The 26,987-nt window shown below is 72.7% G+C and carries 23 protein-coding genes and 1 pseudogene; 14 read left to right on the forward strand and 10 right to left on the reverse strand.

What is annotated here, in order from left to right:
- Positions 1-329 precede the first annotated feature (329 nt).
- The gene (locus CCN29_RS06880) at positions 330-1,361 is read left to right on the forward strand and encodes a DUF6215 domain-containing protein (protein WP_086680542.1); all 1,032 of its coding nucleotides are present in this window, start codon (positions 330-332) and stop codon (positions 1,359-1,361) included.
- 142 nt (positions 1,362-1,503) lie between these two features.
- On the opposite strand, the gene CCN29_RS06885 is transcribed toward CCN29_RS06880, so the two are convergent.
- Entirely contained in the window at positions 1,504-2,970 is a 1,467-nt protein-coding gene (locus tag CCN29_RS06885; protein WP_006131940.1) for a non-reducing end alpha-L-arabinofuranosidase family hydrolase, read from the reverse strand.
- 452 nt (positions 2,971-3,422) lie between these two features.
- Between CCN29_RS06885 and CCN29_RS06890 the strand changes: the two genes are divergently transcribed.
- Positions 3,423-4,871, forward strand: coding sequence for an endo-1,4-beta-xylanase (locus CCN29_RS06890; protein WP_006131939.1), 1,449 nt, complete (start codon positions 3,423-3,425; stop codon positions 4,869-4,871).
- Between the two features lie 119 nt (positions 4,872-4,990).
- Here CCN29_RS06890 and CCN29_RS06895 read toward each other — a convergent pair.
- Positions 4,991-5,233 (reverse strand): annotated as a pseudogene (locus tag CCN29_RS06895) (glycoside hydrolase family 3 C-terminal domain-containing protein); the annotation flags it as partial.
- Between the two features lie 312 nt (positions 5,234-5,545).
- On the opposite strand from CCN29_RS06895, the gene CCN29_RS06900 reads away from it, so the two are divergent.
- Genes CCN29_RS06900 through CCN29_RS06910 form a run of 3 tightly spaced genes read left to right on the forward strand, consistent with a single transcriptional unit; the run spans position 5,546 to position 10,369 of the window.
- Complete coding sequence (locus tag CCN29_RS06900; protein ID WP_086680544.1) at positions 5,546-9,262, forward strand: CHAT domain-containing protein; 3,717 nt, start codon at positions 5,546-5,548, stop codon at positions 9,260-9,262.
- Positions 9,263-9,285: 23 nt separating this feature from the next.
- A complete protein-coding gene (locus tag CCN29_RS06905) occupies positions 9,286-9,642 on the forward strand; it encodes a CATRA system-associated protein (protein WP_143661287.1) in 357 nt (118 codons plus the stop codon).
- Between the two features lie 10 nt (positions 9,643-9,652).
- Positions 9,653-10,369: a hypothetical protein gene (locus CCN29_RS06910; RefSeq protein ID WP_031021202.1), complete on the forward strand. Its 717-nt coding sequence runs from the start codon at positions 9,653-9,655 to the stop codon at positions 10,367-10,369.
- A gap of 110 nt (positions 10,370-10,479) precedes the next feature.
- On the opposite strand, the gene CCN29_RS06915 is transcribed toward CCN29_RS06910, so the two are convergent.
- From CCN29_RS06915 to CCN29_RS06920, 3 genes are all read right to left on the reverse strand, one after another.
- Positions 10,480-10,866, reverse strand: a complete 387-nt coding sequence (locus CCN29_RS06915; RefSeq protein WP_031021204.1) for a hypothetical protein — start codon at positions 10,864-10,866, stop codon at positions 10,480-10,482.
- A 30-nt stretch (positions 10,867-10,896) separates the two neighbouring features.
- On the reverse strand, positions 10,897-11,070 hold the full coding sequence (locus tag CCN29_RS35625) for a hypothetical protein (RefSeq protein ID WP_158716505.1): 174 nt from the start codon (positions 11,068-11,070) through the stop codon (positions 10,897-10,899).
- Positions 11,071-11,249: 179 nt separating this feature from the next.
- On the reverse strand, positions 11,250-11,738 hold the full coding sequence (locus CCN29_RS06920) for a hypothetical protein (RefSeq protein ID WP_031021206.1): 489 nt from the start codon (positions 11,736-11,738) through the stop codon (positions 11,250-11,252).
- A 223-nt stretch (positions 11,739-11,961) separates the two neighbouring features.
- On the opposite strand from CCN29_RS06920, the gene CCN29_RS06925 reads away from it, so the two are divergent.
- On the forward strand, positions 11,962-12,915 hold the full coding sequence (locus CCN29_RS06925; RefSeq protein WP_051803249.1) for a helix-turn-helix domain-containing protein: 954 nt from the start codon (positions 11,962-11,964) through the stop codon (positions 12,913-12,915).
- Here the strand turns inward: CCN29_RS06925 and CCN29_RS06930 are convergent.
- A complete protein-coding gene (locus CCN29_RS06930) occupies positions 12,876-15,248 on the reverse strand; it encodes an ATP-binding protein (RefSeq protein ID WP_086680548.1) in 2,373 nt (790 codons plus the stop codon). The two genes, CCN29_RS06925 and CCN29_RS06930, sit on opposite strands and share 40 nt — an antisense overlap.
- Positions 15,249-15,484: 236 nt before the next feature.
- The gene (locus tag CCN29_RS06935) at positions 15,485-17,602 is read right to left on the reverse strand and encodes a CATRA conflict system CASPASE/TPR repeat-associated protein (RefSeq protein ID WP_031063336.1); all 2,118 of its coding nucleotides are present in this window, start codon (positions 17,600-17,602) and stop codon (positions 15,485-15,487) included.
- Between the two features lie 290 nt (positions 17,603-17,892).
- Between CCN29_RS06935 and CCN29_RS35630 the strand changes: the two genes are divergently transcribed.
- Together CCN29_RS35630 and CCN29_RS06940 are read left to right on the forward strand one after the other, a co-directional pair.
- The gene (locus tag CCN29_RS35630) at positions 17,893-18,030 is read left to right on the forward strand and encodes a hypothetical protein (RefSeq protein ID WP_158716506.1); all 138 of its coding nucleotides are present in this window, start codon (positions 17,893-17,895) and stop codon (positions 18,028-18,030) included.
- A 168-nt stretch (positions 18,031-18,198) separates the two neighbouring features.
- Complete coding sequence (locus CCN29_RS06940; RefSeq protein WP_031021214.1) at positions 18,199-18,483, forward strand: hypothetical protein; 285 nt, start codon at positions 18,199-18,201, stop codon at positions 18,481-18,483.
- A gap of 22 nt (positions 18,484-18,505) precedes the next feature.
- Here CCN29_RS06940 and aztA read toward each other — a convergent pair whose 3' ends face one another.
- A complete protein-coding gene (aztA, locus tag CCN29_RS06945) occupies positions 18,506-19,249 on the reverse strand; it encodes a zinc ABC transporter ATP-binding protein AztA (RefSeq protein ID WP_031063339.1) in 744 nt (247 codons plus the stop codon).
- Between the two features lie 14 nt (positions 19,250-19,263).
- Between aztA and aztB the strand changes: the two genes are divergently transcribed.
- The 4 genes from aztB (at position 19,264) to aztD (ending at position 23,644) form a co-directional block, all read left to right on the forward strand.
- A complete protein-coding gene (gene aztB / locus CCN29_RS06950) occupies positions 19,264-20,115 on the forward strand; it encodes a zinc ABC transporter permease AztB (protein WP_086680550.1) in 852 nt (283 codons plus the stop codon).
- Positions 20,116-20,132: 17 nt separating this feature from the next.
- Positions 20,133-21,383, forward strand: coding sequence for a hypothetical protein (locus CCN29_RS06955; protein ID WP_037817364.1), 1,251 nt, complete (start codon positions 20,133-20,135; stop codon positions 21,381-21,383).
- Entirely contained in the window at positions 21,380-22,339 is a 960-nt protein-coding gene (gene aztC, locus CCN29_RS06960; protein WP_086680552.1) for a zinc ABC transporter substrate-binding protein AztC, read from the forward strand. Before CCN29_RS06955 ends, aztC begins: the two co-directional genes overlap by 4 nt.
- 99 nt (positions 22,340-22,438) lie before the next feature.
- Positions 22,439-23,644: a zinc metallochaperone AztD gene (aztD, locus tag CCN29_RS06965; protein ID WP_086680554.1), complete on the forward strand. Its 1,206-nt coding sequence runs from the start codon at positions 22,439-22,441 to the stop codon at positions 23,642-23,644.
- Positions 23,645-23,734: 90 nt separating this feature from the next.
- Here the strand turns inward: aztD and CCN29_RS06970 are convergent, their stop codons facing one another.
- Positions 23,735-24,649, reverse strand: coding sequence for an alpha/beta hydrolase (locus tag CCN29_RS06970; RefSeq protein ID WP_086680556.1), 915 nt, complete (start codon positions 24,647-24,649; stop codon positions 23,735-23,737).
- Positions 24,650-24,757: 108 nt separating this feature from the next.
- On the opposite strand from CCN29_RS06970, the gene CCN29_RS06975 reads away from it, so the two are divergent.
- On the forward strand, positions 24,758-25,192 hold the full coding sequence (locus tag CCN29_RS06975; protein ID WP_086680558.1) for a MarR family winged helix-turn-helix transcriptional regulator: 435 nt from the start codon (positions 24,758-24,760) through the stop codon (positions 25,190-25,192).
- A gap of 122 nt (positions 25,193-25,314) precedes the next feature.
- On the opposite strand, the gene CCN29_RS06980 is transcribed toward CCN29_RS06975, so the two are convergent.
- Positions 25,315-25,905: a TetR/AcrR family transcriptional regulator gene (locus CCN29_RS06980; protein ID WP_006131925.1), complete on the reverse strand. Its 591-nt coding sequence runs from the start codon at positions 25,903-25,905 to the stop codon at positions 25,315-25,317.
- A 149-nt stretch (positions 25,906-26,054) separates the two neighbouring features.
- Between CCN29_RS06980 and CCN29_RS06985 the strand changes: the two genes are divergently transcribed.
- Positions 26,055-26,789 (forward strand): SDR family oxidoreductase, encoded by a 735-nt coding sequence (locus CCN29_RS06985; protein ID WP_006131924.1) that lies wholly within the window; start codon positions 26,055-26,057, stop codon positions 26,787-26,789.
- Positions 26,790-26,987: the final 198 nt, after the last annotated feature.

The following is a 26,987-nucleotide window of genomic DNA, read 5'->3' on the forward strand; positions in this document are numbered from 1 at the left end:
TTGTACAGCTCCAGCACGTCCTGCCGCACGGCCGGCTCGCCGGGAGCCGGGGAACGCGGCCCGGGCACACCGGCCGCGGTCGTCAGGTCGCGCACGCTGTCGCCGTCACGGTCGGTTTCCATCGGGCTCCCGGGGGACGGGTGGGCATCGACGGACGCCATCGTAGTGACGGATCGTCATCGAAAGGTGTCGAACGGTGATCTCGCCACGTCCAGCCGCGCCGCCGGCCCGCGCTCACGGGCCCTTCCCTTTCATCACAGTTGAGCAGCGGGCCGGAAGTGTGGCTTCCGTCACAGCCGAGGTGATCTTGTCCCTGGTGAGATCACGGAATGCTCGGTTTTCTCGTCCGTCTCCTCCCCTTCTGGGTCCGCGAGCCGCTGCTCATCCTCGTCGGGACGGTGTTCGGCGTACGCATCCTGTACTTGGCCCTCGTCGACGACGCGGGATGGGTGGCGGCCGCCATCGGCGCGGTGTTCCTGCTCGGGACGGCGCTGCGCGTGCGCGTGGTCGTCCACGCCCTGCGCGCCCGCCGCCACCCGGCTCCGGCACCCTCCGCGGGCGACGCGGGCGACCGGGGCGTCGCGGCGGACGCGAAGGTCACCGCGCCCGCCACCCCCCAGCCGGAGGCAGCCCCGGCAGCGCGGCGTCCCGCCGAGAAGGAGCCGAACGCCTGGGGTCAGGCGGCCCTGGCCATCGGCCTCTTCGCGGTGATCGGGGCGGCCTTCTGGTTCCAGGACCGTCTGCCGACCCCCGGTGGCGACGACGCCGCCCCTGAGGCCGCGACCTGCCGGCATGACGAGGACGCGAAGCTGCCCAGCGCCTACCGGACCACCCCCGGAGCCGTGACCGGCGAGGATTTGTGCCGGGCGCTCAACCTGCCCGCTCTGCCCGGCCTCCTCGGCACGCCCACGGAGACCGCGACCTACGCCTCCGGCACCGACAACACCGCCCCGCTGACCGACCGGAAGGTGGCCCAGCCGGAGGCCAGGATCGAGTTCGACACGTACACGGTGGAGCTGTCGGCCACGTACAACAAGCTGACGGTCGACCAGTACCAGGGCCTCACCGCGTACGGGAACGAGACGGACGTCAAGGAGCTGACCGTCCTGGGCCGGCCCGCGCTGCTCACCTCGGACCACATGATGAAGATCCAGATCGACCTGGGAAGCGGCGGCGGCTCCGGCGGACCCGTGGAGCAGGGCCCTCTGGCGCGGACGCTGACCGTGGCCTTCGACGCCCAGGACCGGGGCGGTTCCTACGACTTCACCGTGTGGAGCGAGTCCGGGGCGCTCCCGGAAGACCGCGCCGTGATCAGCATCGCGGAGGAGGTCCTGCCGAGGATCGCGCACGGGACGGAGTGAGCGAGGCACGAGACGAAGTGAGCGGGGCACGGCACGGAGTGAGCGGGGCACGGGACCGGCGGGGCGGACCCGGCTCGCTGCCGGGTCCGCCCCGCCGGTCCCCTCTCGGAACAGGTTCCTTTCGTCAGGCCGTACGGCCGGATCAGCGCCGCAGGGTCAGCAGACCCGGGCGGTAGGGCAGCAGGCCGTAGTCACCGCCGGAGTTGGGGCTGCGCCCCTGGTAGAGCAGCTGGAGGTTGCAGGGGTCGACGGTCATGGTCTGGTCGGCGCTGGTGCGCAGCAGCTCGCCGTGGCTGATGTCGTTGGTCCAGGTGGCGCCGCTGTTGGCCTTGCCGGCGAAGGGGTTGGACTCGCTCGTGGCCTGGGGCGTCCACGCGCCGGAGAGGCTCGTCGCCGTGAACGAGCGGAAGTACCGGCCCTGGGAGCCGATCGCCTCGACGATCATGAGGTACCGGTTCTGGCCCTTGAGCTTGTAGACCTGCGGCGCCTCGAACAGGTTGTTCGTCGAGTCGCTCATGACCACGGTCGCGTTCGAGCCGAAGCTGCCCGGGAAGTTCCCGATCGGCATGCTCGCCCGGTAGATCTTGCCGTTGTCACCGGCGAAGAACAGGTACATGTTCGAGTCGTCACCGATGAGCGCCTGGTCGATCGGACCCGTGGGGGAGCCGGAGATGCTCCCGGAGAACAGCACCTTCTCGGACGACCACCCGTTGGGGTTGGTCGGGTCGGTCGACGTCCGGTAGGAGAAGGCGGTGCCGCCCCACTGGTAGGCCAGCACCCAGATGTTCTTCGGCGCGAAGTAGAAGAGACTGGGCGCGACCGTCGAGCTGTTCATCGCGTTCTGGCCGGCCGAGGCCATCTCCGACCAGTCTCCGAACAGGTTGAAGTTCATCGACCCCCACCGCGTCCCCGTGTCATGGGTCGTCGCGTACACGAGCTGCTTGCCGTTGTAGGGGGCGACGGTGAAGTCCTTGAGCGACACCCAGCCCGACCTGGGCTGTGCCAGTGCGCCCGTGGACGACCAGCGGTAGCTCGACGGCAGGTCGCAGGCGCCGGGGGTGTCGGAGCCGACCTTCACCAGCTGCCACTGCTGATTGGCGCCGCCCCAGTCGTCGTACTGGACGACGTTCGCGTTGTCGGCGGTGGACGCGCCCTGCACCTCGAGCGCCTTGCCGCTGTGGCGTGAGATGAGGCGTACGTATCCGTCGGAGCTGTCGGCGAGCCGCCACTGCTGGTTGGCGGCGTTCAGGTCGGTCCACTGGACGATCGAACCGCCGTTCGCCGTCGACCAGTTGTACACGTCCAGGACCTTGCCGGAGTGGCGGGACTTGATCCGGTAGTAGCCGTTCCCGGAGTCGACGAACTGCCACTGCTGCTGGGCCTGGTCGTTCCTCGGCCACTGAGTGATCCGGGCGCCGTCGTCGGTGGCCAGGTTGTACACGTCCAGCGCCTTGCCGCTGTTGCGGTTGACCAGCACGTACGAGGCGTTCGTGTCCACGGTCGCGGCCTCGGCCGGCTGAGCGCCGACGAACGCGGCCAGCAGCAACAGGGGCGCGAGCACGGCGAGCAGGCGTCTCGGACGGACCGGGGACGCGTGGCTGAGCCACATGATGACCTCCTGGAAGTGGGGGTGAGGTGTCGCCGGAGAACGGGGGGAGCGGCAGCCGCGCCGGGATCGAACGTGTCGAATGTTTCGGGGCGATCCCGGCCGCACGACGCCTCAAGCTAGGGAGGAGAGCGCGGCCGGTCAAGGGCTGTGACCGGCCGAAGTGGCAATTCGAAACATTCGACGGCAAGGCAGAAACTCTTTCTGCCGCAGGGCTTGACGGGTCGTCATCAACCCTCCACCATCTGTCTGGCGAACCGATCGCCGTTCGATTTGTCGAACAAGCTCGCCCCGTGAGTCCTGCGAGTCCCGTGAGCCCCGCGCGTCCCCTGAGTTCTGCACGTCTCGAGAGTCCTGCACGTCCCTTGAGTTCTGCACATCTCGTGCGGGACGCTGCCGCACCTCTGAGCCGCGGTGCCCGGTGAGTCCACTTCTCCTTCCTTGGAGGCACAGTCATGGGCTTTCACGCCCTCCCCAGAGCCGCCGCCCGGCGGTCACTCCGCGTCCTGATGCCCGCGCTGCTCGTCGGCGCCCTCGGCTTCGCCGGCGCGGTGGCCGCACCGCCCCCCGAGGCGCAGGCCGCCGAGAGCACCCTCGGCGCGGCCGCCGCACAGAGCGGCCGCTACTTCGGCGTCGCCATCGCCGCGAACAGGCTGAGCGACTCGACGTACGCGTCGATCGCCAACCGCGAGTTCAACTCGGTGACGGCCGAGAACGAGATGAAGATCGACGCCACCGAGCCGAACCGGGGGCAGTTCAACTTCACCAACGCCGACCGCGTCTACAACTGGGCGGTGCAGAACGGCAAGGAGGTGCGGGGTCACACCCTGGCCTGGCACTCCCAGCAGCCCAGCTGGATGCAGAACCTCAGCGGCAGCTCCCTGCGCCAGGCGATGATCGACCACATCAACGGCGTCATGTCCCACTACAAGGGCAAGATCGCGCAGTGGGACGTCGTCAACGAGGCCTTTGCCGACGGCAGTTCGGGCGCCCGGCGCGACTCCAACCTGCAGCGCACCGGCAACGACTGGATCGAGGTCGCCTTCCGCACCGCGCGCGCCGCCGACCCGTCCGCCAAGCTCTGCTACAACGACTACAACGTCGAGAACTGGACCTGGGCCAAGACCCAGGCCATGTACAACATGGTGAAGGACTTCAAGTCACGCGGCGTGCCGATCGACTGCGTCGGCTTCCAGTCGCACTTCAACAGCGGCAGCCCGTACAACAGCAACTTCCGTACGACGCTCCAGCAGTTCGCCGCGCTCGGCGTCGACGTGGCGATCACCGAGCTGGACATCCAGGGCGCGTCGCCGACGACGTACGCGGCCGTGGTCAACGACTGCCTCGCCGTCTCCCGCTGCCTCGGCGTGACCGTCTGGGGCGTGCGTGACATGGACTCGTGGCGTTCGAGCGACACCCCTCTGCTGTTCAACAACGACGGCAGCAAGAAGCAGGCGTACACCGCCGTGCTGAACGCCCTCAACGGCGGGAGCGGCGGCGGCCCGGACCCGGAGGAGCCCGGCGACGGCACCGCGATCAAGGGCGTCGCCTCGGGCCGCTGCCTGGACGTGCCCAACGCGAGCACGACCGACGGCACCGCGGTCCAGCTGTACGACTGCAACGGCCGCACCAACCAGCAGTGGGAGCTCACCTCCTCCGGTGAGCTGCGGGTCTACGGCAACAAGTGCCTGGACGCGGCCGGCACCGCCAACGGCGCCAAGGTCCAGATCTACAGCTGCTGGGGCGGCGACAACCAGAAGTGGCGCCTGAACTCCGACGGCACCGTCGTCGGCGTCCAGTCCGGCCGCTGCCTCGACGCCGTCGGCGCGGGCACCGCCAACGGCACGCAGGTCCAGATCTACACCTGCTCGGGCGGCAACAACCAGCGGTGGACCCGCTCCTGACGGGCCCATCCCACCGACCGTGAGGGTCACCGGCGTACCGGTCGGGGACCCTCACGACCGGCTTCCCCGGCGACGGAGCACGGGGGCGCCGGGCGCCCAGGCGACGCGGCACGGCCCGCTCAGCGGCCGTACGACAGCTCGTACCCGGCCGGGAACAACACCTCGGCCGGGTCGTCGGCGCGCTGCACCGGGACGGGCAGCGTGCCGCGCGGATCGACCCGGCCGGCGATCACCCGCGCCGCGGCGCGCAGTTCGACCTCGGTCCAGCAGTAGGAGGCGAGGGAGGCCCGGACGCCGTCGAGGTGGGCGATGTCGTAAGGGTTGCGCACGGCGAGATGGGCGACGGGGACCCCAGTCCCGAGCGGCCGGAATCCCGCACGGGAGATCCGCACGTGGTACGGCGCGTGCGGCGGCGAGGACGGACCGGCGTCAGGCATGTCGTGGCGTGCCGATCGGGCGGCCGGCCCGGGGCATCCTCCGGTCAGCCCGTGACCGCCATCGCCGGCCGGGAGTCCCGCGCCGGTCCCCGCAGCTGCGGACGAACGTAGAATCTCAAGTCCGGTTCAGGCCGAGCCCATACCGTTCGCCGGGTGCGTTTGTCGGAGATTTCCGGACGACGGCCGAAGCCGTGCGAGACCGGGCAGACTGACGGTGTGTCGGATATACGGACAGTCGTGGACCGCGAGCTGGTGCGCTGTGAGGCGGTGTGGACACCGGACGTCGAACAGCACCTGGCCGACGCCGGGGAGGACCCGGAGAGCTGGCTGCAGGCGGCGGCCGGTCTGCTGCGCGCCTCGTGGAACGAGGGCGGCCGGAACTGCGCGGTGGCCGCGGTGGCCGTCCTGCAGTACGCGCTGGACATGGGGGAGAGACGGGATCCGCGGCGGCACCGCTGGGTACTGCACCTGTGGCTGGCCGAGCGCACCCTGGCGCTGCGGTTCGGGGACCACCGCCTGTCGGACGACGTGCACCGCCACCTCGCCGCCCAGACCCAGGGCCGGCCGGCAGACGATCCGGTGGCGGTCGCGGCGACCTACCCGGAGGAGCCGCCGCCCCGCCACTTCGAGCCGCCCCGGCCGTCGCATCCGCACGCCGTACGGCTGGCCGAAGGGCTTCCGCCGGACGACCTGGTCCGGCCCTGTCTGCTGGCCCGGTTGGCGCAGTCCGCGGCCTTCCGGCTGGAGTCGGGCGACATGTCCGCGCTGGAGGAGACCGGCCGGTGGGCCGACGCGGCGTTCGCCGGCATCACCACCGACCACGTGGAGGCCGGCCTCATCGGCTGCACCGCCGTCCACGCGTCGCTGGCACGCTTCCGCGACCGGCCGAGCGACACCCAGGGCGTACGGTCGGCACTGCGGGCGGGCCGGTCGGCGCTGCGGGCGGTCGAGCACTCCCGGCGCCACGGCACCCGCCCGGTCGACGCCGAGGCCGCCTCGGCCCACCTCGCGTTCTCCCTCGCGCTCGCCGCGTACCTGCCGCTCGATCTGGACCGGGAAGTGGTCGAAGAGGCCATCGTCCAGCTGGAGGCGTTCCGGGCGTCCGCACCGCCCGACGACAGCGGGATCTACGCCGGGAACATGCCGGCCCTGCTGGCCGCGCGGGGCGTCCTCACCGGGTCGCACGCCGACCTCCGGCGCGCGGACGACCTGTGGGCCGCGCTCCAGCGAGACCTGCCGCGGGACCACGCCCTGATGCCGCACATCGCGGCCAAGCGCGCCGCGGGTGCGAAGCTGGCACAGATGCTCAAGACGCTGCCGGGCAACGGCACCTGGCTGTTCAAGCTCGTGGGACCGATGCTGGGGCCGCTGCTGAGCGGGGTGCAGCTGCCGCCCATCCGGATGTACGCCCCGCCGGGGCGCCGGGGAGTGAGCTCCCCCGGCCCCGGCCCGGAGGACTTCGCCCCCTTCACCGGGGTCTCCCGCTCCGCCCCGGCGGACCCCGGGCCCCGTCGAGGCGGGGACGCCACCGTCGTATGGCCTCCCGTGCCGCCCGCGGACACCGGGCCCGCGGAGCCGGCCTCCCCGGCCGACCTCGAGGGGCTGCCGCCGGACGCCGCGGCCGCACGGGACGCCCTGATGGGCGCGGGGGCCGTCGACCCGCGCATGCTGGCCCTGGCCGTGGAGCAGCTGAGGACCGCGCTGGCCGGGCCGCTGTCCGACGGGCAGCGGGGCTTTTTCGCCGCCACCCTCGTGGAGCTGATGGTCCAGCAGTACACCTTCAGTGACGACCCGAAGGACCTGGAGCGGGCCGTGCGGTGCGGGGACGAACAGCTGGCCCTGCTGCCGCCCACCAGCGCGCGGTACGTCGAGCTGCTGTGCGTGGTGGAGATGCACCGGCACAACCACGGGATGGTGCACGAGTCCGAGGCGACGATCGCCCGGGCGGCCGACGGGCTGGCCTGGGCACTCGCCCGGCTGCCGGAGATGTCGCTGAGCTGGCTCTCCTGCGCCACCCTCTACGCGCATGCCCTGTCCGCCGTCTCCTGGTTGCGCAGGGAGGTGGCCGGCACCTCGGAGGCGGTACGGCTCGTCGAGCTGGCGGAGCGGGGCCTCGACGCCCTGCCGGACGGACCGCTGCACCCGCACGAGCCGGCCGGACTGCGCGCACAGTTGCGGCACACCCTGGCAGACATCGCCGCACTGGTCCGCCGCGCCCACGACGAGGTCCTGCAGAACTCCGAGGAGGCGCCGGCCGCCTGGAACCCGGCTGCCGACCGGGTGCTGCCGCCCCGGGCCCGGTTCGAAAGGGCGCGGGTCGCGCTCGGCGGGGCGGTGGAGCGACGGGACTGGGCTCTGGCGACGGACGCCGCCGGGGCCGCGCTGGAAGCGCTGCCGCTGGTGGTGTCCCAGGCGCTGCACCGCGACGACCGCCAGGCCGTGCTGCGCACCGCGCTGCTCGGCCGCCGCTATCCGGGCCCGCCCGGCCCCGGCCGCACCACCGACCTCCCGGACCGGCTCGCCGGGACGAGCCTGGCCCGCACCGCGTGCGCGGTGGCGCTCGCCGCCGGCCGCACGGAGCGGGCGGCGGCGCTGCTGGAACAGGGCAGGGCGGTACTGATGGGGCAGGACCTTCAGGCCCGTACCGATGTCTCCGACCTGGCCGCGGCCCATCCGCGGACGGCCGACGAGTTCACCGCCCTCGCCCGCCGCATGCGGGAGACGGAGACACCGGGTGCGGCGGACGGGCCCGGCGAGGCCGCGCGGATCCGGCAGCAGCACACGGTGGCCGAGGAGTGGCGGCGGCTGCTGACCAGGATCCGGAAGCTCGACGGGTTCGACCACTTTTTGCTGCCGCCGAGCGCCGAACAGATGCGGCGCGAGGCCGCGGAAGGGCCGATCGCCCTGATCAACATCGACGGGCTGCGCTCCGACGCCCTCGTCGTCACGACCGGGGGCATCGAACTCGTGCCGCTCGACGTCACCGAGGGCCGGCTCGCGCTCGAGGCACGGCGGTTCCTCACGGCGGTCTCCGTGGGGGCCGGCCTGCCGCGCGCCCGGCGCAGGGAGGCCGCCGAGACCGTGTTCGACATCCTCGAATGGCTCTGGGACGCCATCGCGGAACCGGTGCTGAAGGCGGCGGGCCTGACCCGGCCGATCCCCGAGGGCACCCCGCGCGGTGCGGTGCCGAGGCTGTGGTGGTCGGCGTCCGGGCCGCTGGCCCATCTGCCGCTGCACGCCGCCGGCCATCACCGGGCGGGCGTGCTCGGCGACGGACGCTCGGTGCTGGACCGGGTCGCCTCCTCGTACACGCCGAGCATCAGGGCGCTGCGCCACGCCCGGCAGGCCCCGGCGGCGGGCCGCACCACCGGGCCCTTCCTGGCCGTGCGCCGGCCCACCGGCGCCGACGGCGGGGAAGGCGCGTCCGTGGACGAGGTGGCGGCGATGGCCCGCGTCCTGGGCGGACTGCGGACCGTGCAGGGCGCCGACGCGACGGCCGCACGGGTGCTCACCGAGCTGTCCTCGGCGTCCGTCGTGCACTTCGCGTGCCACGGCCTCAGCGACGCCGAGGACCCGTCCCGAAGTCGTCTGGAACTCGCCGACGGACCGCTCGGGGTGCTGGACGTGGCCCGCGGGCATCTGCCGCACGCCCGGCTCGCCGTCCTGCTGGCCTGCCACACCACCCGCGCCGACCGCCTGCCCGACGAGGCGATCCACCTGACGTCGGCGTTCCAGACGGCCGGATATCCGCAGGTGGTGGGGGCGCTGTGGGAGGCGACCGATCTGGTGTCGGTGCGACTGGCGGAACGCCTGTACGACAGTTTGCGGGCGTACGGCGGCGGCCTCGACGTCGGCGACACCGCGCGGGTCGTGCACGGGATCGTACGGGAGCTGCGGGCGCGGCACGCCGGGTCGCCGCGCGTATGGGCGCCGTACGTCCATACGGGGCGTTGACGGGTGAACGGGAGGACGACGGCGTGAGCACATCGGACAGGGCGGCCATGATCGACCGGAAGACGGCCGGCGCGGCGTGCCGGGCGCTGGAGCTGATGCGGAAGGAGTGGCGGCTGCCGCCCGAGGCGTGGGAGGAGATCACCGAGCTGCTCGACGACCTGTCGGCGGCCGTCACCGCGGGGAACGCGGCGGAGGTGGACGCGCTTACCGGCGAGCTGGAGGAACTGTCCGGCAGCAGGGTCACCCCGATCACCGGCGAGCGGGACGGAAGAGTGCCGCTGCCCGAGCAGGAGCGGGAGCGCGTGGTCGCCCTCGTGCACCTGCTCGACCCGGACTCCGCGCCCGACGAGCCGCGGCCCGTGCCCTCCGAGCGGCCCTGAGGGCCGGCCGATGCTGTCGGTCCTCGTCAACGTCGCGGTCGGTCTGCTGACCAGCCTCGTCGGCCTCGGCCTGGGAACGCTGTGGGAGCGGGCACGGCGGACCAGGGAGCTGTACCGCAAGGCCGCCTTCTTCGGCACCCGGCCGGGCGAGCACTGTGTGATCGTGGTCGGCACCAAGCACGGACAGCAGGGCACCACCCAGCAGCGGGACCTGCGGGCGGTCGTCGAACTGACCGTACTGCTGGGCGAACTGGGTTGCCCGGTGAGCGTGGAGTCCGGTGATCTGCGCGGCAGCAACGGCGACCGCACCGAGTTCTGTGTCGGCGGGCCGGTCGGCGGGTCCAATCCGCGGACCGGCGGCCATCTCGCCGCCCATCTGCCCGGGGTGACGATCGCTCCGTTCGGCGACCGTCCCGACTCGGTGGCGATCGTGGTCGGCGGGGAGCGCTACTACTTCGACCGGGGGCACCAGGAGTACGCGCTGGTCGCCAAGTTCACCCCGCCGGAGTCGAGCCGGCCGGTCCTGCTGGTGTGCGGGCAGAGCTCGGTGGCGAACCAGGCGGCGGTGCACTTCCTGCGGCGCGAGTACGCCGAGGTGGCCCGGTCGGTGGCGTCGGTGGAGCGGTACTGCCTGTTGGTGAAGGTCTCCCACATCGACGTCTACGCGTTCCACCGGTCGGTGCTCGAACGCGACGTGTCGGCGGAGGCGTTCGCGGCGGCCGGCTGAGCACCCGGAGCCGCGCACACGGGGGGCGCGGGTACGGCACGGGCACCCGGCCTCCCGCGCCGGGCGCCCGCCGGGCCTCGGGAGCCGAGGGCCCGGCCGGTGGGACCGGGTCAGATCCCTGAGTACTCCATGGACGGATCGAGGTCCGCCAGCGTGTCGACGTACCGGCGGATCTTGCGGTTCGCCTTGATGCCGAAGGAACCGATGTTGCGGCCCACCCCGAGCATGATCTCGCGGTGGCCGCCCCGGTCCCACATGTACATGTGGACCGCGGACTTCTGGATCTCCGCTCCCCGGCCGCCGAGCAGCGCCAGCACGGCGAAGTCGGGGGGGTCCTCGGCCAGGGTGTCGAAGGCCGAGCCTCTGGGCTGTTCGAAGGTGGTGCCCGCGCCGGTGACGGTCTCGTGCCACCAGCTCACCCGCATCGCGTCGCGGAAGGCGTCCGCCGCGTCTGCCATCGACAGTCGGGTCGTTATCTCCACCGGGGACTTGGCCATGCTCTGTGCTCCTCGCTCGTTCCGCTCGCTTTACTTGTCCTCGAAGACCTTTTCGCTGAACCGGTGGCGCCGGCCGCTGTCGATCCAGTTCCGGCAGGCGGGGTTGTGGCACTCGTGGACGACCCACGAGCCCATCGGCTGCCGCTGTTCGCTCCTGACGCTCATACGCTGCCGGCAGACCTGGCAGTTACGGCCCTTGGCCATGTCGTTTCCCTCCTCGGGAGTCGGCTGCCTCGGAAACAGGACGGAGGCGGGGGATGAACGGGCGCGGTGCGCCGGCGCCCCGGTGGACGGGTGTCCGCAGCGTCTCGCCGGCCCGGGCGCGGAGGCCGTGCGGTGTGTCCACCGGCGCCCGGCCGAAGCGGACCCGGGCGGGCTCGTCGTCACCGGCCCGCGCGTCGGTGACCCGGCGCGGCTCCCCCTGGCGCGGGAGGCGCGGTCCGCGCCTCCCAGGGTGTCGGCCGGTCCACGGGCCAGGGCTCGGAGCGGTGCTCCTGCCAGAACCGCAGGTCGTCGGAGGGCAGCCGGTCGCTCGGCACCCCGTTCGCCCGGAAGAACTCCAGCGCGGCCATCCGTACGGCGTCGTGGGCCGGGCTGCTGAAGTCGGAACCGACCAGGTTCCACACCGTGCGCGCGGCGCCGAACAGGGCGAAGCCGCCGGCCGGCAGCACGGCCTTGGCCAGCGCGCGGGCGAACCCCTCCGGGTCCGACTGCGCGAACGGCAGGAACGGGGCCTGAAGTTCGCCCCACACGTCCGAGGCGTCGATGTCGGTGCCGGCCGGGTCGAACTCGAAGCGGCCGAACCGCTCCATCCGCGACACCACGTCACCGGGCAGCTGTGCGGCGCGGGGCGTCCTGGGAAACCGTGCCATGTTTCTCTCCTGGCGCAAGGGCGGTAACCGGCCGATGCGGGCGCACCGGAACCGGGGCACCCTGTGTAACAAGGGCCAAGTGCTGCCTTCAACGGTTCTCCGGTGAACCGGACGATCCCCGGAAAACCGGGACGGCCGGTGGGCAGTCCTACAAGATCGGGACGACCCGCCCCGCCGTGTGCGAAACTCGGCGGCACCGCCGATGGGGAGAAGGGGGCGCGCGATGGGACGTCCGCAGAAGGAGATCGTCCTGGACGGGTCACCGGTCCGGCTCTTCGCGTACTGGCTGCGGGACCTGCGCGGATCGGCCGGACTTACCCTGGACCAGCTCGCCCGCCGCGCCGGGTACGGCAGGACGACCGTCAGCGACGCCATGCGGGGCGACAACTTCCCCACCCGATCGGTCGCCCTGGCGGTCGTCGGCGCGTGCGGGGGTGATGTGCGGCGGTGGGGCGAGTACTGGGCGCAGGTGCGCCGGGCACTGGACCCCGACTGTCCGGAAGGCCCGGCCGGGGTCGTCCCGCCGCCCTGGGACGCCCCGGCGGACCGCGTGGGAGGGGCGCGCCCCGAGCGGTGCCCGGCGGACTGCGCGCGCGTCGAACCGCACGGCTGGTACACCGAGTCCGTGTCTACCCGGCTCAGGCTGGACACCCCGGTCCCCGAGGCGCTGGAGCGCCGGGCCGTGGTCGTGACCTGCGACGGTCTGGCCCGGATACCGGTCGGCGTCAGCGTGCCCCGGCGCGCCGGTGACACGACGCCCGGACACGGACTGGAGATTTCCGTCGTCCAGGGAGGACGGCTGGAGGGCGGCGGGCCGCGTTACGAGAGCTACTTCGAGCGGTTCCTGGTACCGCCCGCCCCGCTCGCGGCCGGCACACGGCACGTGTACGAACTGCGGCTGCGCATCCCGCCGGCCCAGCCGATGGCACCGCACTTCGTGCACGTGCCGCTGACCCGCAGCGAGCACTTCCGGCTGCGGGTCCGCTTCCACCGGGCGAGGCCGCCGCGCACGGTGTGGCGGCTGGCCGGGGTGCCCACCGCCGTGATCTACCAGCGGAACCCGGGCACGCCGACCCTGCGCCCGGACGAACAGGGCTTGGTGGACGTCGAGTTCGGGGGGATGAAGGTGGGCTACGGCTACGGGCTGTGCTGGCTGGAGGCGGGCACCGGAGAGTAGTCCGCCGCCGGTGCGCGCAGTTTGCCGCGGACTTGTCCGGCGTCGGGATGGTGCAGACCGTCGAAGAGTGCGAGGGCCTTCTCCCACAGGGCGCGCGCCTGCTCGCTGCGGCCGAGCGCCGCGTGGGCGTCCCCGAGGTGCTCCAGGGCGTGGGCCTCGCGGTAACGGTCGCCCAGCACCCGGTCGAGGTCCAGGGAGACCTCGTAGTGACCGATCGCGGCGGCGGGACGGCCGAGTCCCTGTTCGGCGCGGCCCATGTTGATCAGGATGCCCGCCCGCCCGTCGAGGTGGCCGAGCCGGGTGTAGAGGGTCAGGGCCCGGCGTGCGTGTGCGAGGGCGACGGTGTGCTCCCCCAGCCGTTCCCACTGCTGGGCCACGGAGGTGAGGCCGTCGGCGAGCGCGAGCGGGTCCTCGGTGCGCTCCGCCATGGCGAGGGCGAGCCGGGCGTGCGGCAGCGCCCTGCGGGGGTCGCCGCAGGAGCCGTACACCCGGACCAGGGAGAGCCGTACCTCCCGTACGCCCTCCTCGTCGCCCAGGTCGCGGCAGGCGCGCAGTGTCTCGTGCAGCAGGCCGAGCGCCTCCTTCGTGCGGTTCAGGCGGGACAGGGCGTCGGCGAGCCGGCGGGTGGCGGTGGCACGGGCGGCAGGGTCTCCCGCCCGGCCCGCCGCGTCGCGGGCCAGCGCGTGCACGGCGGCCCGCTGGACGCGGCGGCCGGAGCGGCGCAGATGCACGGCGCAGGCGTCGGCCAGCCGCCAGGCGTACGGCTCCAGGCCCGGGGTGGCGGCGGCCCGCTCGACGAAGGCCTGCAACGAGGGCAGTTCGGCCTCGAACCAGCCGGTCGCCGCGGCGCGGCCGTCGATCGGCCGGTACGAGGCGGCGGGCCCCGGCGCCCCGCCGGCCGCCGGGCGCCAGGGTTCGAGGTGGTGGTCGGCCAGGCGCGCGGTGTCCAGGTAGTGCCGCAGCAGCCGCTCGGTGCCCTCCCGGCGCTCTTCCGGTGGGCCGTCGTCGAGGAGTTCGGCGGCGTAGAGCCGGAGCAGGTCGTGCAGGGTGTAGCGGCCGGGGGAGTGCCGGCGGACGAGGTAGGCGGCGGTGAGGGTGTCGAGGAGAGCGGTGGGCGGGTCCGCGGCACCGATCAGTCCCGCGCAGGCCATGACGTCGATCTCGGGCCCGGGGTGGCAGCCGAGGAGCCGGAAGAGCCGGGCGGCGGGCGGCGGCAGCAGCGCGTACGAACCGTGGAAGACGGTCCGCAGGTCGACGTCCGCGTCCTGCGTCCCGAACAGGTCCAACGGCTTCCGCGAGTACCGCAGTTCGCGGACCAGGGCGCTGGCAGAGCCGGCCGGGGCGGTGGCCGTGCGGGCGGCGGCGACGCTCAGGGCGAGCGGCAACCGGGCGCACAGGTCGACCAGTTCGTCGGCCTCGCGCGGCTCCAGGGCGAGCCGCTCGGCGCCCGTCTGCCGCTCCAGGAGGGCGCGGGCGGCGTAGCGGGGCAGCACGTCGAGGGCGATGCGCAGGGCGCCCTCGCGTACGATCAGGCCGTCGAGGCGGTTGCGGCTGGTGACGACGGCGACGGAACCGGAAGCGGCAGGCAGCAGCGGCCGTACCTGGCCGGTGGAGCGGGCGTTGTCCAGGACCAGCAGCACCCGACGGCCGGTCAGCACGGTGCGCAGCAGACCGGAGGCCGCGGCGGGGTCGGCTGGGACGGCGCCGGGGGCGACGCCCAGGGCCTGGAGGAAACCGTGCAGGGCCTCGCCGGGGTTCATGATCGTGTCGTCGCCGAAGCCCCGCAGGTCGACGTAGAGCTGGCCGTCCGGGAAGCGGGCCCGCGCCCGGTACGCCCAGTGCAGGGCGAGCGCGGTCTTCCCGACACCGGCGGTGCCCTCCACGACGGCGACGACGGCTCTGTCCGCGGCGGGGCCGCCGGCGGTGCTCGGTAACACGTCCAGGCGGGCGAGTTCGGCTTCCCGTCCGACGAACACCGAATGAGTCAGGGGGAGTTGGCGGGGAACGGCGGAGAGGCCGTGAGTGGTGGCGGGGCGCAGCCGCCGGGCGGCGTCGACCTCGTCCCGCAGGGTGGCGAGCCGGCCGGCCTCGGGCCCGGTGACACCCAGCTCGGTGAGGAGCGCGTCCAGGACTCCGGCACCCGGCAGGGTGGTGCCGTTGAGGTAGGCGTACAGGCTGCTGGCGGAGACGTTGAGGCGGCCGGCGAGTTCTCTGCGGTCCAGTGTTCTGCCGGTCCGTTTCTCGGCCCGGACGACGGCGCGGGACAGCTCGGCCGCCAGCCGCCGTCCCAGTGCCTTTCCGTCCTGGCCGGGCGGCAGGGGGACTTCGTTCATCACCGTTCCTCCGTGGGGATGTCCACGGGTCCGCACCGCGCGGATCCAGACGTTTCCAGTGTGTTCCAGGACCGCGGGCGGCCGGACGGATCCGGGTGTTTGCCTGCGGATTCCACGCCGGGGGGATACCGGCCCCCGGCCGGCCGCAGGAGGACGACAGCCGTGCAGACCCACTGAACCGCCACGCCGCGATCCGGCCCTCCACGTCCTCAAGGATGTGCGGGGCCGGGCAGGGGTCAGGGGGCGTCGCGGGGACGGGCGCAGCCGAGCACGGTGGCGGCCGCCATGGCCCAGGTGTAGCGGGCGGCCATCTCCTCGCGCAGCCGGGCCGCGTCCTGGAAGGCGGCCTCCGGATTGCGTGCGACGGCGTGGATGGCCCGCGTCCAGCTCTGGACGTCGGCCTTGTGACTGCCCCGCGTGGCCTCCACGTCCACCACGGCCCGGTCCGCGGCCCCGGACCGCTGGGCGCGCAGCAGCATGCCCAGTCCGCTGCGGCCGCTGACCAGCACGGGCACCCCACAGGCGATCGCCTCCGCGCCGGCCAGGCCGAAAGCCTCCGCCCGGGAGGGCATCAGGACCAGAGTGGCCCGCGCCAGGTCGTTCCCGATCCGCCGGGGGTCGGCGGAGTAGCGGCGGGGAATGACGTCCACGGCCGAGTTGCCGACCCACTTCTCCACCCGGGCCGCCAGCGCCTCGGACTCGTCGTCGGGCACCCCTCGTACGAACAGATGCCACGAGCCGGGCCCCGCCGCCTTGGGGACCGCTTTGCCCAGCGCCCGGGCGGCGATGTCCAGCCCTTTCAGATCGGCGTCCTCCAGCCGGCCCAGCAGCAGGATCTGCGGGATCTCCTCAGGGCGGGGCGGAGTCACCGGTGTCCCGCCGTCGAAGCCCGGGACGACGGGCACGGGTGCGGCCAGGTCCTGGTACTCGGGCGTGCGCAGATGCGGCAACAGGGCCCGCTCCAGCCGGGGGCCGACCGGCATCGGGTGCAGCGCGCCCCGGCAGAGCCGCAGTTCCAGGTCCGTGCGGTCCTCGGCGCGAGCCGCGAAGTCCCCCGCGGAGTGCGGTTTGCGGGCTTCGGCCTGGTCCGGTTCGACGTGCAGGAAGTGCAGCCGCCCGGCGTTCTTGAAATAGCGCTCGACCAGCGCCTTGGCCGCCGGTCCCGTGACCCTGCCGTGCCCGAGGACGAGGTCGGGCACGAACCCGTCGGCGAACACCGGCGGCACCGACAGTGCCGCGTCCCTGCTGAGTCCCTCCTGGGCGGTGTCGATCAGCCGCACCCCGTTCTCCGCGGCGTCGGCGCGCTCGGCGGGGGTCGAGGACACGACCATGACGCGGACGTCCGCCTTCTCCCGGGCGAGGGCGACGCACAGTCTGCTGTTGAACGCGCTCAGACCGCCGCGTGCCGGGAACCACTCGTCGGCGACGGCCAGTACCCGCACCGGCCGGCCGGGCTCCCACCGGGGGCCGGGCAGGGGATCGCCGAGACCGGCCCGCTTCAGCTGGGCGAGCATGTCGTTCAGCCACCGGAGGAACGACGAGGCGAACCGCCGGTCGCCCTCCGTCACGGCCCCGCCGTCGAGGCCCGACGACTCCAGGGCCCGCCGGGCGTTCTCCCAGACGCCGTCCACCGACTCCCGGATGAAGTGGAGTTCGGCCGTCGAGGGCAGCTCCCGGTCCGTACGGCCGTCGGGCCACCGCAGCACGGCCAGCGGCCCCGTCGTCCCCGCGTTCCTGGCGTCCGCCAGCCGGCGGTACGTCCTCCACTGGTGACGGATCGCCGTCATGTGCATCAGGTACCGGACGAAGTGCGGCATCTCCGGGTGGCCGCCGTCCGACCACGCCCACGCTCCGAGCCGGTCGCCCGTACCGGCCCGGCCGATGATCCGCACCAGCCGATGTCGGCCGGCCTCGTCGCCCCGCTCCGGCTCCGACACGTCCGCATCGCCCGGTGTGTCCGCCGGCGCCTTGCCCAACTCCAGCGTCACCGCGCCCAGATGGCATTCCCCGAGCGGTCCCGTGACCGACTCAAGCCACTCGCGCAGCCCGGACCACTCCCGGTCCGGAGCGGTACGGAACAGGACCGACAGATTGAGGATGTCCTGGTGCCGGCGCAGGATCGCCTGGTCGAGCAGGTCGGCGGACTGCACGCCCGCCACTGCGACCGAGCCGTGCACGGACGGGGCGGGCAGGACGTCCGGCATCGGGACCGGCAGCGTGGGGTACAACGCCAGGTCCGCCCGCCGCAGTTCGCGAAAGCGCCCCCACATGGCCCGCAGGGAGGCGATCCCCTCCTCGACGTGTGTGCCGTCCAGCGGGACGAAGACGTGGACCGCGACCTCCTGCTCCGTCACTTCTCTTTCTCTCACGTGCCGGTGCACCCCCGCCTCGCGCCGCCGTCCCCGGCGTCCTCGCTACAGTTGAGTCCATGCAGTCTAGGGCGGAATCACCCGGAACGGGCATGGAGGCGTAGTTGCTCACGCGGCCCGCGTGTTGCTCGGCGACGTCCCACCTGACGGCTCCCGCCGGCCGCCTGGTCGCGTCCCGCAGCCGCGGGCGAGGCGCTCGCGGCGGCGTACGGGGCCGGGGGCGGGGCCGCTCTCCACGTCGCCGTCGCCCGGCTCGAAGTGCTCACCCCCACCGGGTGGAACGCATCGTCGACCCGGCCGACGTCCCGCCGCCGGAACCCGTGCGGGAGCGGGTGACCGTCCTGGTGCGCCTCATCGCCGAGCCGGGCGAGGGCGCGGCGGGAGAAGCCGACGGTGACGACGCCCGACGATGAGACGGGACCGCCGGCTCCGGTGAAGCCGTCGCCGTACCGTCGTCCGCGTCCTGCCCTGGCACTGCGGCGCGCCCGCCGGGCGACCGTGACGTCCGCTGCCCGCGCCGCCTCGACCGGGCCGTCGGCCTTCTGGAGGCCGCTCTCGGGAACGCCGGGCGGGAGGACCAGGTGGCGCTGCTGGAGGTGATCGCCGCCCTGCACACCGAGTCGGCCCGCGGCGGCGCAGGTCCGGAAGTGGGGGAGCGGGCGGCGCGGACCGCGTTGTCCCTGGCCGGGGAGACGAACAGCGCAGCGCGCGCCGGCGCGCTCGACGCCCCGGCCGACGCCCGCGACGAACCGGCCGTCGCACTTGTCCGTACGGCGCGCCAGGTCCGCGCCCACCACGGCGAAGCCCCGGCGGCATGGGCGACCACCACGTCGGCGTCCAAGGACCCGACTCCGGCGGCGCCGTAGGACCTTCGTGCCCGCCGGCGTCTCAGGCCAGTCGCCACAACCGGGTGAGCGCCGCAGGGGTGAGGACCTCGCCGGGATGTCCCTGTGCCGCCAGACGTCCCGCGTGCAGCAGGAGGCAGGCGTCGGCCGCGCGGGCCGCGTCCAGGTCGTGCGTGGCGTGGACGACGGTCACGCCGTCGGCGACCAGTTCCGTCAGCAGCGCCGCGATGCGGTCCCTGGCCTCGGGGTCGAGTCCCGTGGTCGGCTCGTCGAGCAGGAGCAGGTCCGACTCCTGGGCGAGCCCTTGGGCGATGAGGGCGCGCTGCCGCTGTCCGCCGGACAGGTCCCCGAGCTGACGGGCGGCCAGGCCGGCGACGCCCATGCGCTCCATGGCCGCGTCCACGGTGGCGTGGTCCCGCCGGGTCAGCCGGCGCCACGGGCCGCGTTCGCCCCAGCGTCCCATCTCCACGGTCTGCCGGACCGTCAACGGCAGCGCGTCGCCGACCGCGCCGCGCTGGGGGACGAAGGCCGGGGGCCGGCTGCCGGTGTGGTGCAGCTCGCCCGCTGTGGGCCGGATCACTCCGGCCAGGACGCCGAGCAGGGTGGACTTCCCGCTGCCGTTCGGGCCGACGAGCGCGGTGGTGGCCAACGCCGGTATGTCCGCCGTCAGTTGGTGGAGCACCGGATGGCCGGCGTAACCCGCGGACAGCTCGGTGAAGCGGGCGCGGAACGCCGTGTCCTCGGGAGCGGGGGAGGAAGGGCGGGATTTTTTGAACATGATTTTCATTGTAGTGTGCTCGCATGGAGTGGTTGACAGCCCCTTTCGAGGCGACCTTCGTTCAACGCGCCTTGTGGGGCGGGATCCTGGTGTCGGCGATCTGCGCCCTGGCGGGCACCTGGGTGGTGCTGAGAGGCATGGCCTTCCTCGGTGACGCCATGTCGCACGGGCTGCTGCCCGGCGTGGCGCTCGCCGCGCTGCTGGGCGGCAACCCGATGGTGGGGGCGCTGCTGAGCGCGGCGGTCATGACGGCCGGTGTCACCGCCCTCGGCCGCACCCCGAAGCTGTCCCAGGACACCGGTATCGGGCTGCTGTTCGTGGGGATGCTGTCGCTCGGCGTCATCATCGTGTCGCGGTCGCAGTCCTTCGCGGTGGACCTGACCGGCTTCCTCTTCGGTGACGTCCTCGCCGTGCGCGAACAGGACCTGGCGCTGCTGGGCACGGCCCTCGTGCTGGCCCTGACCGTCTCGGTCCTCGGCCACCGCGCCTTCCTGGCCCTGGCGTTCGACCCGCGCAAGGCCCGCACCCTCGGGCTGCGCCCGCGTCTGGCCCACGCGGTGCTGCTCGGCCTGCTGGCGCTGGCCATCGTCGCCTCCTTCCACATCGTGGGGACGCTGCTGGTGCTGGGCCTGCTCATCGCCCCGCCGGCGGCCGCGCTGCCCTGGGCACGCGGCGTACGGGGTGTGATGGTCCTCGCGGCACTGCTCGGCGCGGCCGCCACCTTCTTCGGCCTGCTGCTGTCCTGGCACCTGGGCACCGCCGCCGGCGCGACCGTCTCCGCCCTGGCCGTGACCCTGTTCTTCCTCTCCCACCTGGCGTCCGGCATCCGCCGCCGCAACCGTCCGGCCGGCATCCGTCCGCCGGCGACCGACTGAGAAAGACCTGAGAGGCGATGTCCTTGTCCGTCCGAAGAAACGTCACTGCCGGGGCGCCTGCCGCACTCGTGGCCCTCGCGCTGCTCACCGCGGGCTGCGCCGGGCAGGACGACGACACGTCCTCCCCACAAGGGAGTTCCACGGCCTCCGCCACCCCGCACGGATACGTCGAAGGAGCACAGGAGGCCGCCGAGCAGCAGTCACGGCTGGTGCTCAACGACCCGGTCACCGGGGACACCCGGACACTGGACCTGATCACCGGCAGGACGCACGAGACGTCCCGGACTGCGGGCGCCACGGACCTCACCACGGACGGCCGGTTCGGCTACCTCCCCGCCGAGGACGGCACCCGCGTCCTCGACACCGGCGCCTGGACGGTGGACCACGGCGACCACGTGCACTACTACCGCGCCGCGATACGCGACGCCGGCACGTTCCCGGCGGGCCCGGGCGCGCGGGTGCGCGGCGACGCGGCCGTGACCGCGGTGACCGGTGAGGACGGCCGGGCCGCGGTGTACCGCCGGGCCGACCTGGAGCAGGGCCGCGTCGGCTCCCCCCGCACGCTCCCCGGAACCCACGCCGGTGCAGTGGTGCCGTACGCGGAACACCTGCTGACCCTCACCCGCGACGGGAGGAACGGCACACCGAAGGTCGCGGTGTACGACCGTGCGGGCGGACGCGTGACATCCCCGGACGCCACCTGCGAGGACCCGGCGGGCGACGCCGTCACCCGGCGCGGCGTCGTCTTCGGCTGCGCCGACGGCGCCCTGCTGGTCCGCGAGGACGACGGGCACTTCACGGCCGAGCGGATCCCGTACGACCGCGGCCTGCCCGCGGGGGAACGGGCGTCGTCCTTCCGCCACCGCGCGGGCAGCGACACCCTCACCGCACCGGCCGGGGACCGGGCCGTGTGGGTGCTGGACGTCACCGAACGCACATGGACCCGCGTGGAGACCGGCCCGGTCGTCGCCGCCAACACCGCAGGAGAGGGCTCCCCGCTGCTCGTCCTGGAGACCGACGGGGCACTGCACGGCTACGACATCGCCACCGGCGAGCCGGTCGCCCGGACCGGGCGGCTTCTCACCGGAGACCCGGGGGCGGTCACCGGCGGACACGGACCCGTGATCGAGGTCGACCGCAGCCGCGCCTACCTCAACGACCCGGAAGGCAGCCGCGTGCACGAGATCGACTACAACGACGGCCTGCGCGTCGCCCGCACCTTCGACCTGGACATGAAGCCGGCGCTGATGGTGGAGACCGGACGATGACGACACCGAAGCGAACCGTTCTGCGGCTGCGCCGCCTCCTGGCGGCCCTGATCACCCTCGCCTGCGCGAGTACGGCCACCGCCTGCGCGAGCGGCGACGAGCGGCCCCAAGTCGTGGTGACGACCAACATCCTCGGCGACGTCACCCGCGAGGTCGTCGGCGACCAGGCCGACGTCACCGTACTGATGGAGCCCGGCGCCGACCCGCACTCCTTCGGCCTGTCGGCCGTGCAGGCCGCCGAACTGGAACAAGCCGACCTGGTCGTCTTCAACGGCCTGGGCCTGGAGGAGAACGTACTGCGGCACGTGGAGGCCGCCCACGAGGCCGGCGTCGCCACCTTCGAGGCCGGCGAGGCGGTGGACCCGCTCACCTTCCGGAAACAGGCCGACGGAGGCCCCGAGGAGGAGGCCGGACAGCCCGACCCGCACTTCTGGACCGACCCCGACCGCGTACGCAGGGCCGCCGGCCTGATCGCCGGCCAGGTGATCGCGCACGTGGACGGCGTCGACGAGGAGGCGGTCCGTGACAACGCCGAACGCTACGACGCCCAACTCGCCCGCCTCACCGCCTGGATGGAGAAGTCCTTCGACCGTATACCCGAGAACCGGCGCGCCCTGGTGACCAACCACCACGTCTTCGGCTACCTCGCCGACCGCTTCGGCTTCCGGGTGATCGGCGCGGTCATCCCCAGCGGCACCACCCTGGCCTCACCCAGCTCCTCCGACCTGCGCTCACTCACCGAGGCCATGCGCGAGGCGGGCGTGCGCACCGTCTTCGCCGACTCCTCCCGGCCCACCCGCCTGGCCGAGGTCCTGCGCACGGAACTCGGCGGCGAGGTACGCGTCGTCGAGCTCCACTCCGAGTCGCTGACCGGGAAGGGCGGGGGCGCCGACACCTACCTGCGGATGATGCGCGCCAACACCGAGGCGATGACCGCCGGTCTGACGACGGGCTGAATCCGCGCCCTCCTGCCGGGCAACACGACTGCCCGGCACTACCCATCACCACCCACCACACAGACGCCGCGTCCGCGCGGCCGAAAGGAATCACCCACAGTGAACATGTCGATACGCAACCGAGCCGTCTCCGTCACGGCCCTCGCCCTCGCGGTGTCCGCGGTCCTCACCGCCTGCGGGGGAGGGGACGGCGCCTCGTCCGACACGAAGGCGGCGAAGACGACGCCTGGAGCCACACCCGCCGGCGACGTCAGGGAACCGCTGGTCGCCACCTTCGACGGCGGCCTGTACATCCTGGACGGCAAGAGCCTCGAACTCACCAGCACCATCGAGCTGCCCGGCTTCAACCGGGTCAACGCCGCCGGAGACGACGACCATGTCATCGTCTCCACCGACACGGGTTTCCGCGTCCTCGACGCCACCGGCCAGACCCTCACCGGCATCACCTACGAGGGAGCCAAGCCCGGACACGTCGTACGGCACGCCGGCAGGACGGTGCTCTTCACCGACGGCACCGGAGAGGTCAACGTCTTCGACCCCGCCGACCTGAGCAGCGGCAGGAAGCCGGAAGGACGCACCTACACCTCCGCCGAGGCGCACCACGGCGTCGCCGTCGCACTGAGCAACGGCGAACTCCTCACCACACTCGGCACCGAGGAGAAGCGCACCGGCGCGCTGGTGCTGGACAAGAACGACAGGGAGATCGCACGCAGCGAGAACTGCCCCGGCGTCCACGGCGAGGCCGCGGCCCAGGGCGAGGCCGTCGCCGTCGGCTGCGAGGACGGCGTCCTGATCTACAAGGACGGCGAGTTCACCAAGGTCGACGCCCCCGACGACTACGGCCGCATCGGCAACCAGGCGGGCAGCGACGCGTCACCGGTCCTCCTGGGCGACTACAAGACCGACCCGGACGCCGAGCTGGAGCGGCCGACCCGCGTCTCCCTCATCGACACCCGGACCGCGGAGCTGCGCCTGGTCGACCTCGGCACCAGCTACTCCTTCCGCTCACTCGGACGCGGGCCGCACGGCGAGGCGCTCGTCCTCGGCACGAACGGCACCCTCCACGTCATCGACCCCGGGACCGGCGAGGTGGAGAAGAAGATCCCCGTCGTCGGCGCGTGGCAGGAACCCCTCGACTGGCAGCAGCCCCGGCCCACCCTCTTCGTCCGCGACCACACCGCGTACGTCTCCGAACCGGGCGAGCGGAGGCTTCACGCCGTCGACATCGAGACCGGCGAGAAGCTGGCGTCGGTGACCCTGCCGAAGAGCACGAACGAACTCTCCGGCGTCATCGCCGGCCACTGACGGTCGGCCCGGCACCGTGACGTCGCCCCGGTCCGCCGGACCGCTCCGGCGGGCCGGGGCGAGGACGCCGCGTCCGCCGGCTCGGGCGCCTCACAGGTAATTCGTGTAGAAGGCGGTGAGCCGTTCGACGGCGGCGTCGACGTACACGGGTTCGTCGTACATCTCGTAGTGGCCCGCTCCGTCGATCACCATGAGGTCGACAGGGTTGGGGGCGAGCTTCCACAGCCGCATGCCGGCGTCGTAGGAGCCGGTGTTGCCGATGCGTCCGGCGAGGATGACCTGGAGTGGCTGGGTCATGAGCCGGTCGGCCAAGTGGAACGCGTCGTAGCCCAGGAGCAGCGAGTCGCCGCGCGCGAGGCGCCTGTTCGTGGAATGTTCGTTACGGCCGCGCTCGGTGCGGTAGTAGGTGACGGCCTGAAGGGTGTCGATGTCGGTCAGGCCCGCCGCCGCGGCGTCCTCGAGGGTGTCGGGCAGCCAGTTCACGCGGGTCGTTTCGCCGGAGCTGGCCTCTTCGACACGTGCGTCCGCGAGGGCGTCGAGTGCCGCGACCGGGCCGTCGGGCTGGAAGCCGCGGAACGCGGTGCCCATGTCGGCGGGGACGACCGTGCCCACCGCCTTGATGCGGTGGTCCGTGCGGGCGGTGTGCACGGCGTATCCCCCGCCGGCGCAGATGCCGAGGACGCCGATGCGGCGCGGGTCGATGCCGGGGACCGTGGTGAGCAGGTCGATGGCGTAGGAGATGTCCTCGCCCCGGCGGTAGGGGTCTTCGAGGTCGTGGGGCTCGCCTCCGCTCCGCCCCTGGTGGGCGGGGTCGAAGACGAGCGCCGCGATGCCGCGGGCGGCGAGACGGGAGGCGTAGTTGGCGCCGATCTGCTCCTTCACGCTGCTGCCCGGGGTGGAGAGCACCACGGCGCGCAGCGGTATGCCGCTGTCGGCGTCGTCGGGCAGGTGAAGGTCGGCGGCGAGTTCGAGGGGACCGCGCGGGATCGTGAGGTGCTGAAGCATGCGTGCTCTCCTTCACGAGGTTGTTGTTCCATAGGAACCCAGTACGAAACCATGACTGGTACAGTGTGGAACTAATACGAAACGGTATCACCTCGTGCGGGAGCTCGTATGTCGGTCGACGGGGCGCAGTTGTGGACACTGAACCAGCGGCTGCTGGCCGTGGTGCTGGACGCCTGCGCGCGGGAGCTGGCCGAACTCGGTCTGGAGACCAAGGAGTTCTTCGTCCTGGCCGAGGTGGAGGCGTCGCCGTACCCGGCGGAGATCGCCACTGCGCTGCTGCTTCCCAAGGCGAGCGTGACGGTCTACGTCCGCAACCTCGTCGCCAAGGGCTTCGTCCGCCGTGAGATCGACGAGGCGGACCTGCGGCGTCATCGGCTCGTCGTGACCGACGAGGGCAGGGGAGCGCGCGATCGAGCACTCGCGGCCCTCGCGGCGGAGTACGACCGCAGGCTGGCGAGGGTCACTCCCCAGGACCGGGTCGAGTTGCGGCGCATCCTCAACGTGATGCTCGGCCGGACCGAGTCGGATCGTACGGGCGAGTGACGTCCCGGTCCGGTGCGCGCTGCCGGACGATCGAGGTGCGGACTCATGGACGCGTCCTGTCTGCTGGACGCGTCCGGTCGGCGGGCGTCCGCCGTCTGCCCGCGCGGGCGCCCATCCGGCGGTCAGGCCTCGACGCAGCCTCGTGACACGGGACGCAGTCCGTCCAGAGTGAGGTCGATGAGTCGCTCGGCCTGATCGCGCTGGTCGGGCTTGCCCGAGGTGAGGGCGATGCCGGTGAGGGCGGCGAACATGTCGGCCGGGCTGATGTCGGAGCGGATCTCACCGGCCGTGGTGCCGGCCTCCAGGAGGGAGGTGAGGGCCGCCTGGATCATCCGGTGGCTCTCGTTGTACGGGTCCGAGCCCGAGGCGACGACGGCTTGCAGCGCGTCGGCCATGCCGAACTTGGCCGTGACGTAGTCCATGAAGTGCCGCGTCCACGCGCGCAGGGCCTCGAAGGGTGGCATCGCGGCCAGCAGGCCGGGGACGGCGTCGCACAGCCGGGCCAGTTCACTGCGGTAGGCCGCCTCGACGAGGGCCTCGCGTGTGGGGAAGTTGCGATAGAGGGTGCCGCTGCCGACTCCCGCTTCCCTGGCGATGCGTTCGAAGTGGGCGTCCAGTCCCTCCTCGCTGAAGACGCGCACCGCGGCGGCCAGAATCCGGTCCCGGTTGCGCTGGGCGTCGGCCCGCAGCGGACGGTGGGGGTCGCGGGGCATCGAGGGCCTCTCATGGTCGCGGTTGCCAAGTGGAGGCGTCGCCACTTATGGTGTTTCTAAGTGGAGGAGCCCCCACTTTCATTCTAGGGCACGCGCATCGCGGCCCTCGCGCTTCTTCTCACCACACCCCTCCGAAGGGACTCGTCAGCATGACCGGAATCGCAGGCAAGGTCGTGGCCGTCACGGGCGCGGGCGGTGGCATCGGTGAGGCGACCGCGCTCCTGCTCGCCGAGCGAGGCGCCAAAGTCGTACTGGGAGCACGCCGTGCGGAGCGGCTTCAGGCGCTCGCCGCCCGTATCGAGCGAGCCGGCGGCCAGGCCGCCTGGGCCCGCACGGACGTGACGCGTCGCGCGGATCTCGCCGGCCTCGTCCGCGTGGCGCGCGAACGCTTCGGACGGCTCGACGTCCTGGTCAGCAACGCGGGCGTCGGCCTGATCTCTCCCCTGGACGAACTCCGCGTCGAGGACTGGGAGCAGATGATCGACGTCAATCTCAAGGGCGTGCTGTACGGGATCGCGGCCGCGCTGCCCGTCTTCCGTGAACAGGGGTCCGGGCACTTCGTCCACACGGCGTCCGTCGCGGGGCTGACCATCAGCCCCACGATGTCGGTGTACGCCGCCACGAAGAACGCCGTCCGCGCCGTCTCCGAGGGACTGCGGCAGGAGGCCGGGGACAGCCTGCGGGTCACCGTCGTCTCCCCGGGATTCGTCCGCACGGACTTCGCCGACTCCATGCTCCCGGCGCTGCGGGAGCGGATCGTCGAGCAGATGGACCGGATGGGACTGCCGCCGGACGCGGTGGCCCGCGCCATCGCGTTCGCCGTCGAGCAGCCGGAGGGCGTCGACGTGGGAGACATCGTCGTCCGCCCCACCGCCCAGACGTGAAGCGCGGTGCGGGAAGCGCCCGATGACCTCTGGCGCGTCCTCGCCGAGGCGGACGTCCACCCGGCACGACGGCGACCCGTTCAGTCGGGAGAGGGTCCGGCTCACCGGGACGCCGCCGCGAGACGACCTAGGATGAATGATGATCGTTCCGGTCGGCCGGAGGGCCGGCTCGACAGGGGGGGAGCATCAGATGAGCGG

It is taken from the genome of Streptomyces pseudogriseolus (genome assembly GCA_002154585.1).
In the GTDB taxonomy this organism is placed as follows: domain Bacteria; phylum Actinomycetota; class Actinomycetes; order Streptomycetales; family Streptomycetaceae; genus Streptomyces; species Streptomyces pseudogriseolus.

What these genes read in the sequence shown, in the direction of transcription:
- CCN29_RS06920 (WP_031021206.1), bottom strand. Translation starts at nt 11,738, where the DNA reads ATGGCACGGTTTCCCAGGACGCCCCGCGCCGCACAGCTGCCCGGTGAC.
- CCN29_RS06955 (WP_037817364.1), top strand. Translation starts at nt 20,133, where the DNA reads ATGTCCTTGTCCGTCCGAAGAAACGTCACTGCCGGGGCGCCTGCCGCA.
- CCN29_RS06910 (WP_031021202.1), top strand. Translation starts at nt 9,653, where the DNA reads ATGCTGTCGGTCCTCGTCAACGTCGCGGTCGGTCTGCTGACCAGCCTC.
- aztB (WP_086680550.1), top strand. Translation starts at nt 19,264, where the DNA reads ATGGAGTGGTTGACAGCCCCTTTCGAGGCGACCTTCGTTCAACGCGCC.
- CCN29_RS06930 (WP_086680548.1), bottom strand. Translation starts at nt 15,248, where the DNA reads ATGAACGAAGTCCCCCTGCCGCCCGGCCAGGACGGAAAGGCACTGGGA.
- CCN29_RS06885 (WP_006131940.1), bottom strand. Translation starts at nt 2,970, where the DNA reads ATGTGGCTCAGCCACGCGTCCCCGGTCCGTCCGAGACGCCTGCTCGCC.
- CCN29_RS06915 (WP_031021204.1), bottom strand. Translation starts at nt 10,866, where the DNA reads ATGGCCAAGTCCCCGGTGGAGATAACGACCCGACTGTCGATGGCAGAC.
- CCN29_RS06985 (WP_006131924.1), top strand. Translation starts at nt 26,055, where the DNA reads ATGACCGGAATCGCAGGCAAGGTCGTGGCCGTCACGGGCGCGGGCGGT.
- aztA (WP_031063339.1), bottom strand. Translation starts at nt 19,249, where the DNA reads ATGAAAATCATGTTCAAAAAATCCCGCCCTTCCTCCCCCGCTCCCGAG.
- CCN29_RS06970 (WP_086680556.1), bottom strand. Translation starts at nt 24,649, where the DNA reads ATGCTTCAGCACCTCACGATCCCGCGCGGTCCCCTCGAACTCGCCGCC.
- CCN29_RS06980 (WP_006131925.1), bottom strand. Translation starts at nt 25,905, where the DNA reads ATGCCCCGCGACCCCCACCGTCCGCTGCGGGCCGACGCCCAGCGCAAC.
- CCN29_RS06880 (WP_086680542.1), top strand. Translation starts at nt 330, where the DNA reads ATGCTCGGTTTTCTCGTCCGTCTCCTCCCCTTCTGGGTCCGCGAGCCG.
- CCN29_RS06975 (WP_086680558.1), top strand. Translation starts at nt 24,758, where the DNA reads ATGTCGGTCGACGGGGCGCAGTTGTGGACACTGAACCAGCGGCTGCTG.
- CCN29_RS06890 (WP_006131939.1), top strand. Translation starts at nt 3,423, where the DNA reads ATGGGCTTTCACGCCCTCCCCAGAGCCGCCGCCCGGCGGTCACTCCGC.
- aztC (WP_086680552.1), top strand. Translation starts at nt 21,380, where the DNA reads ATGACGACACCGAAGCGAACCGTTCTGCGGCTGCGCCGCCTCCTGGCG.
- CCN29_RS35625 (WP_158716505.1), bottom strand. Translation starts at nt 11,070, where the DNA reads ATGGCCAAGGGCCGTAACTGCCAGGTCTGCCGGCAGCGTATGAGCGTC.
- CCN29_RS06925 (WP_051803249.1), top strand. Translation starts at nt 11,962, where the DNA reads ATGGGACGTCCGCAGAAGGAGATCGTCCTGGACGGGTCACCGGTCCGG.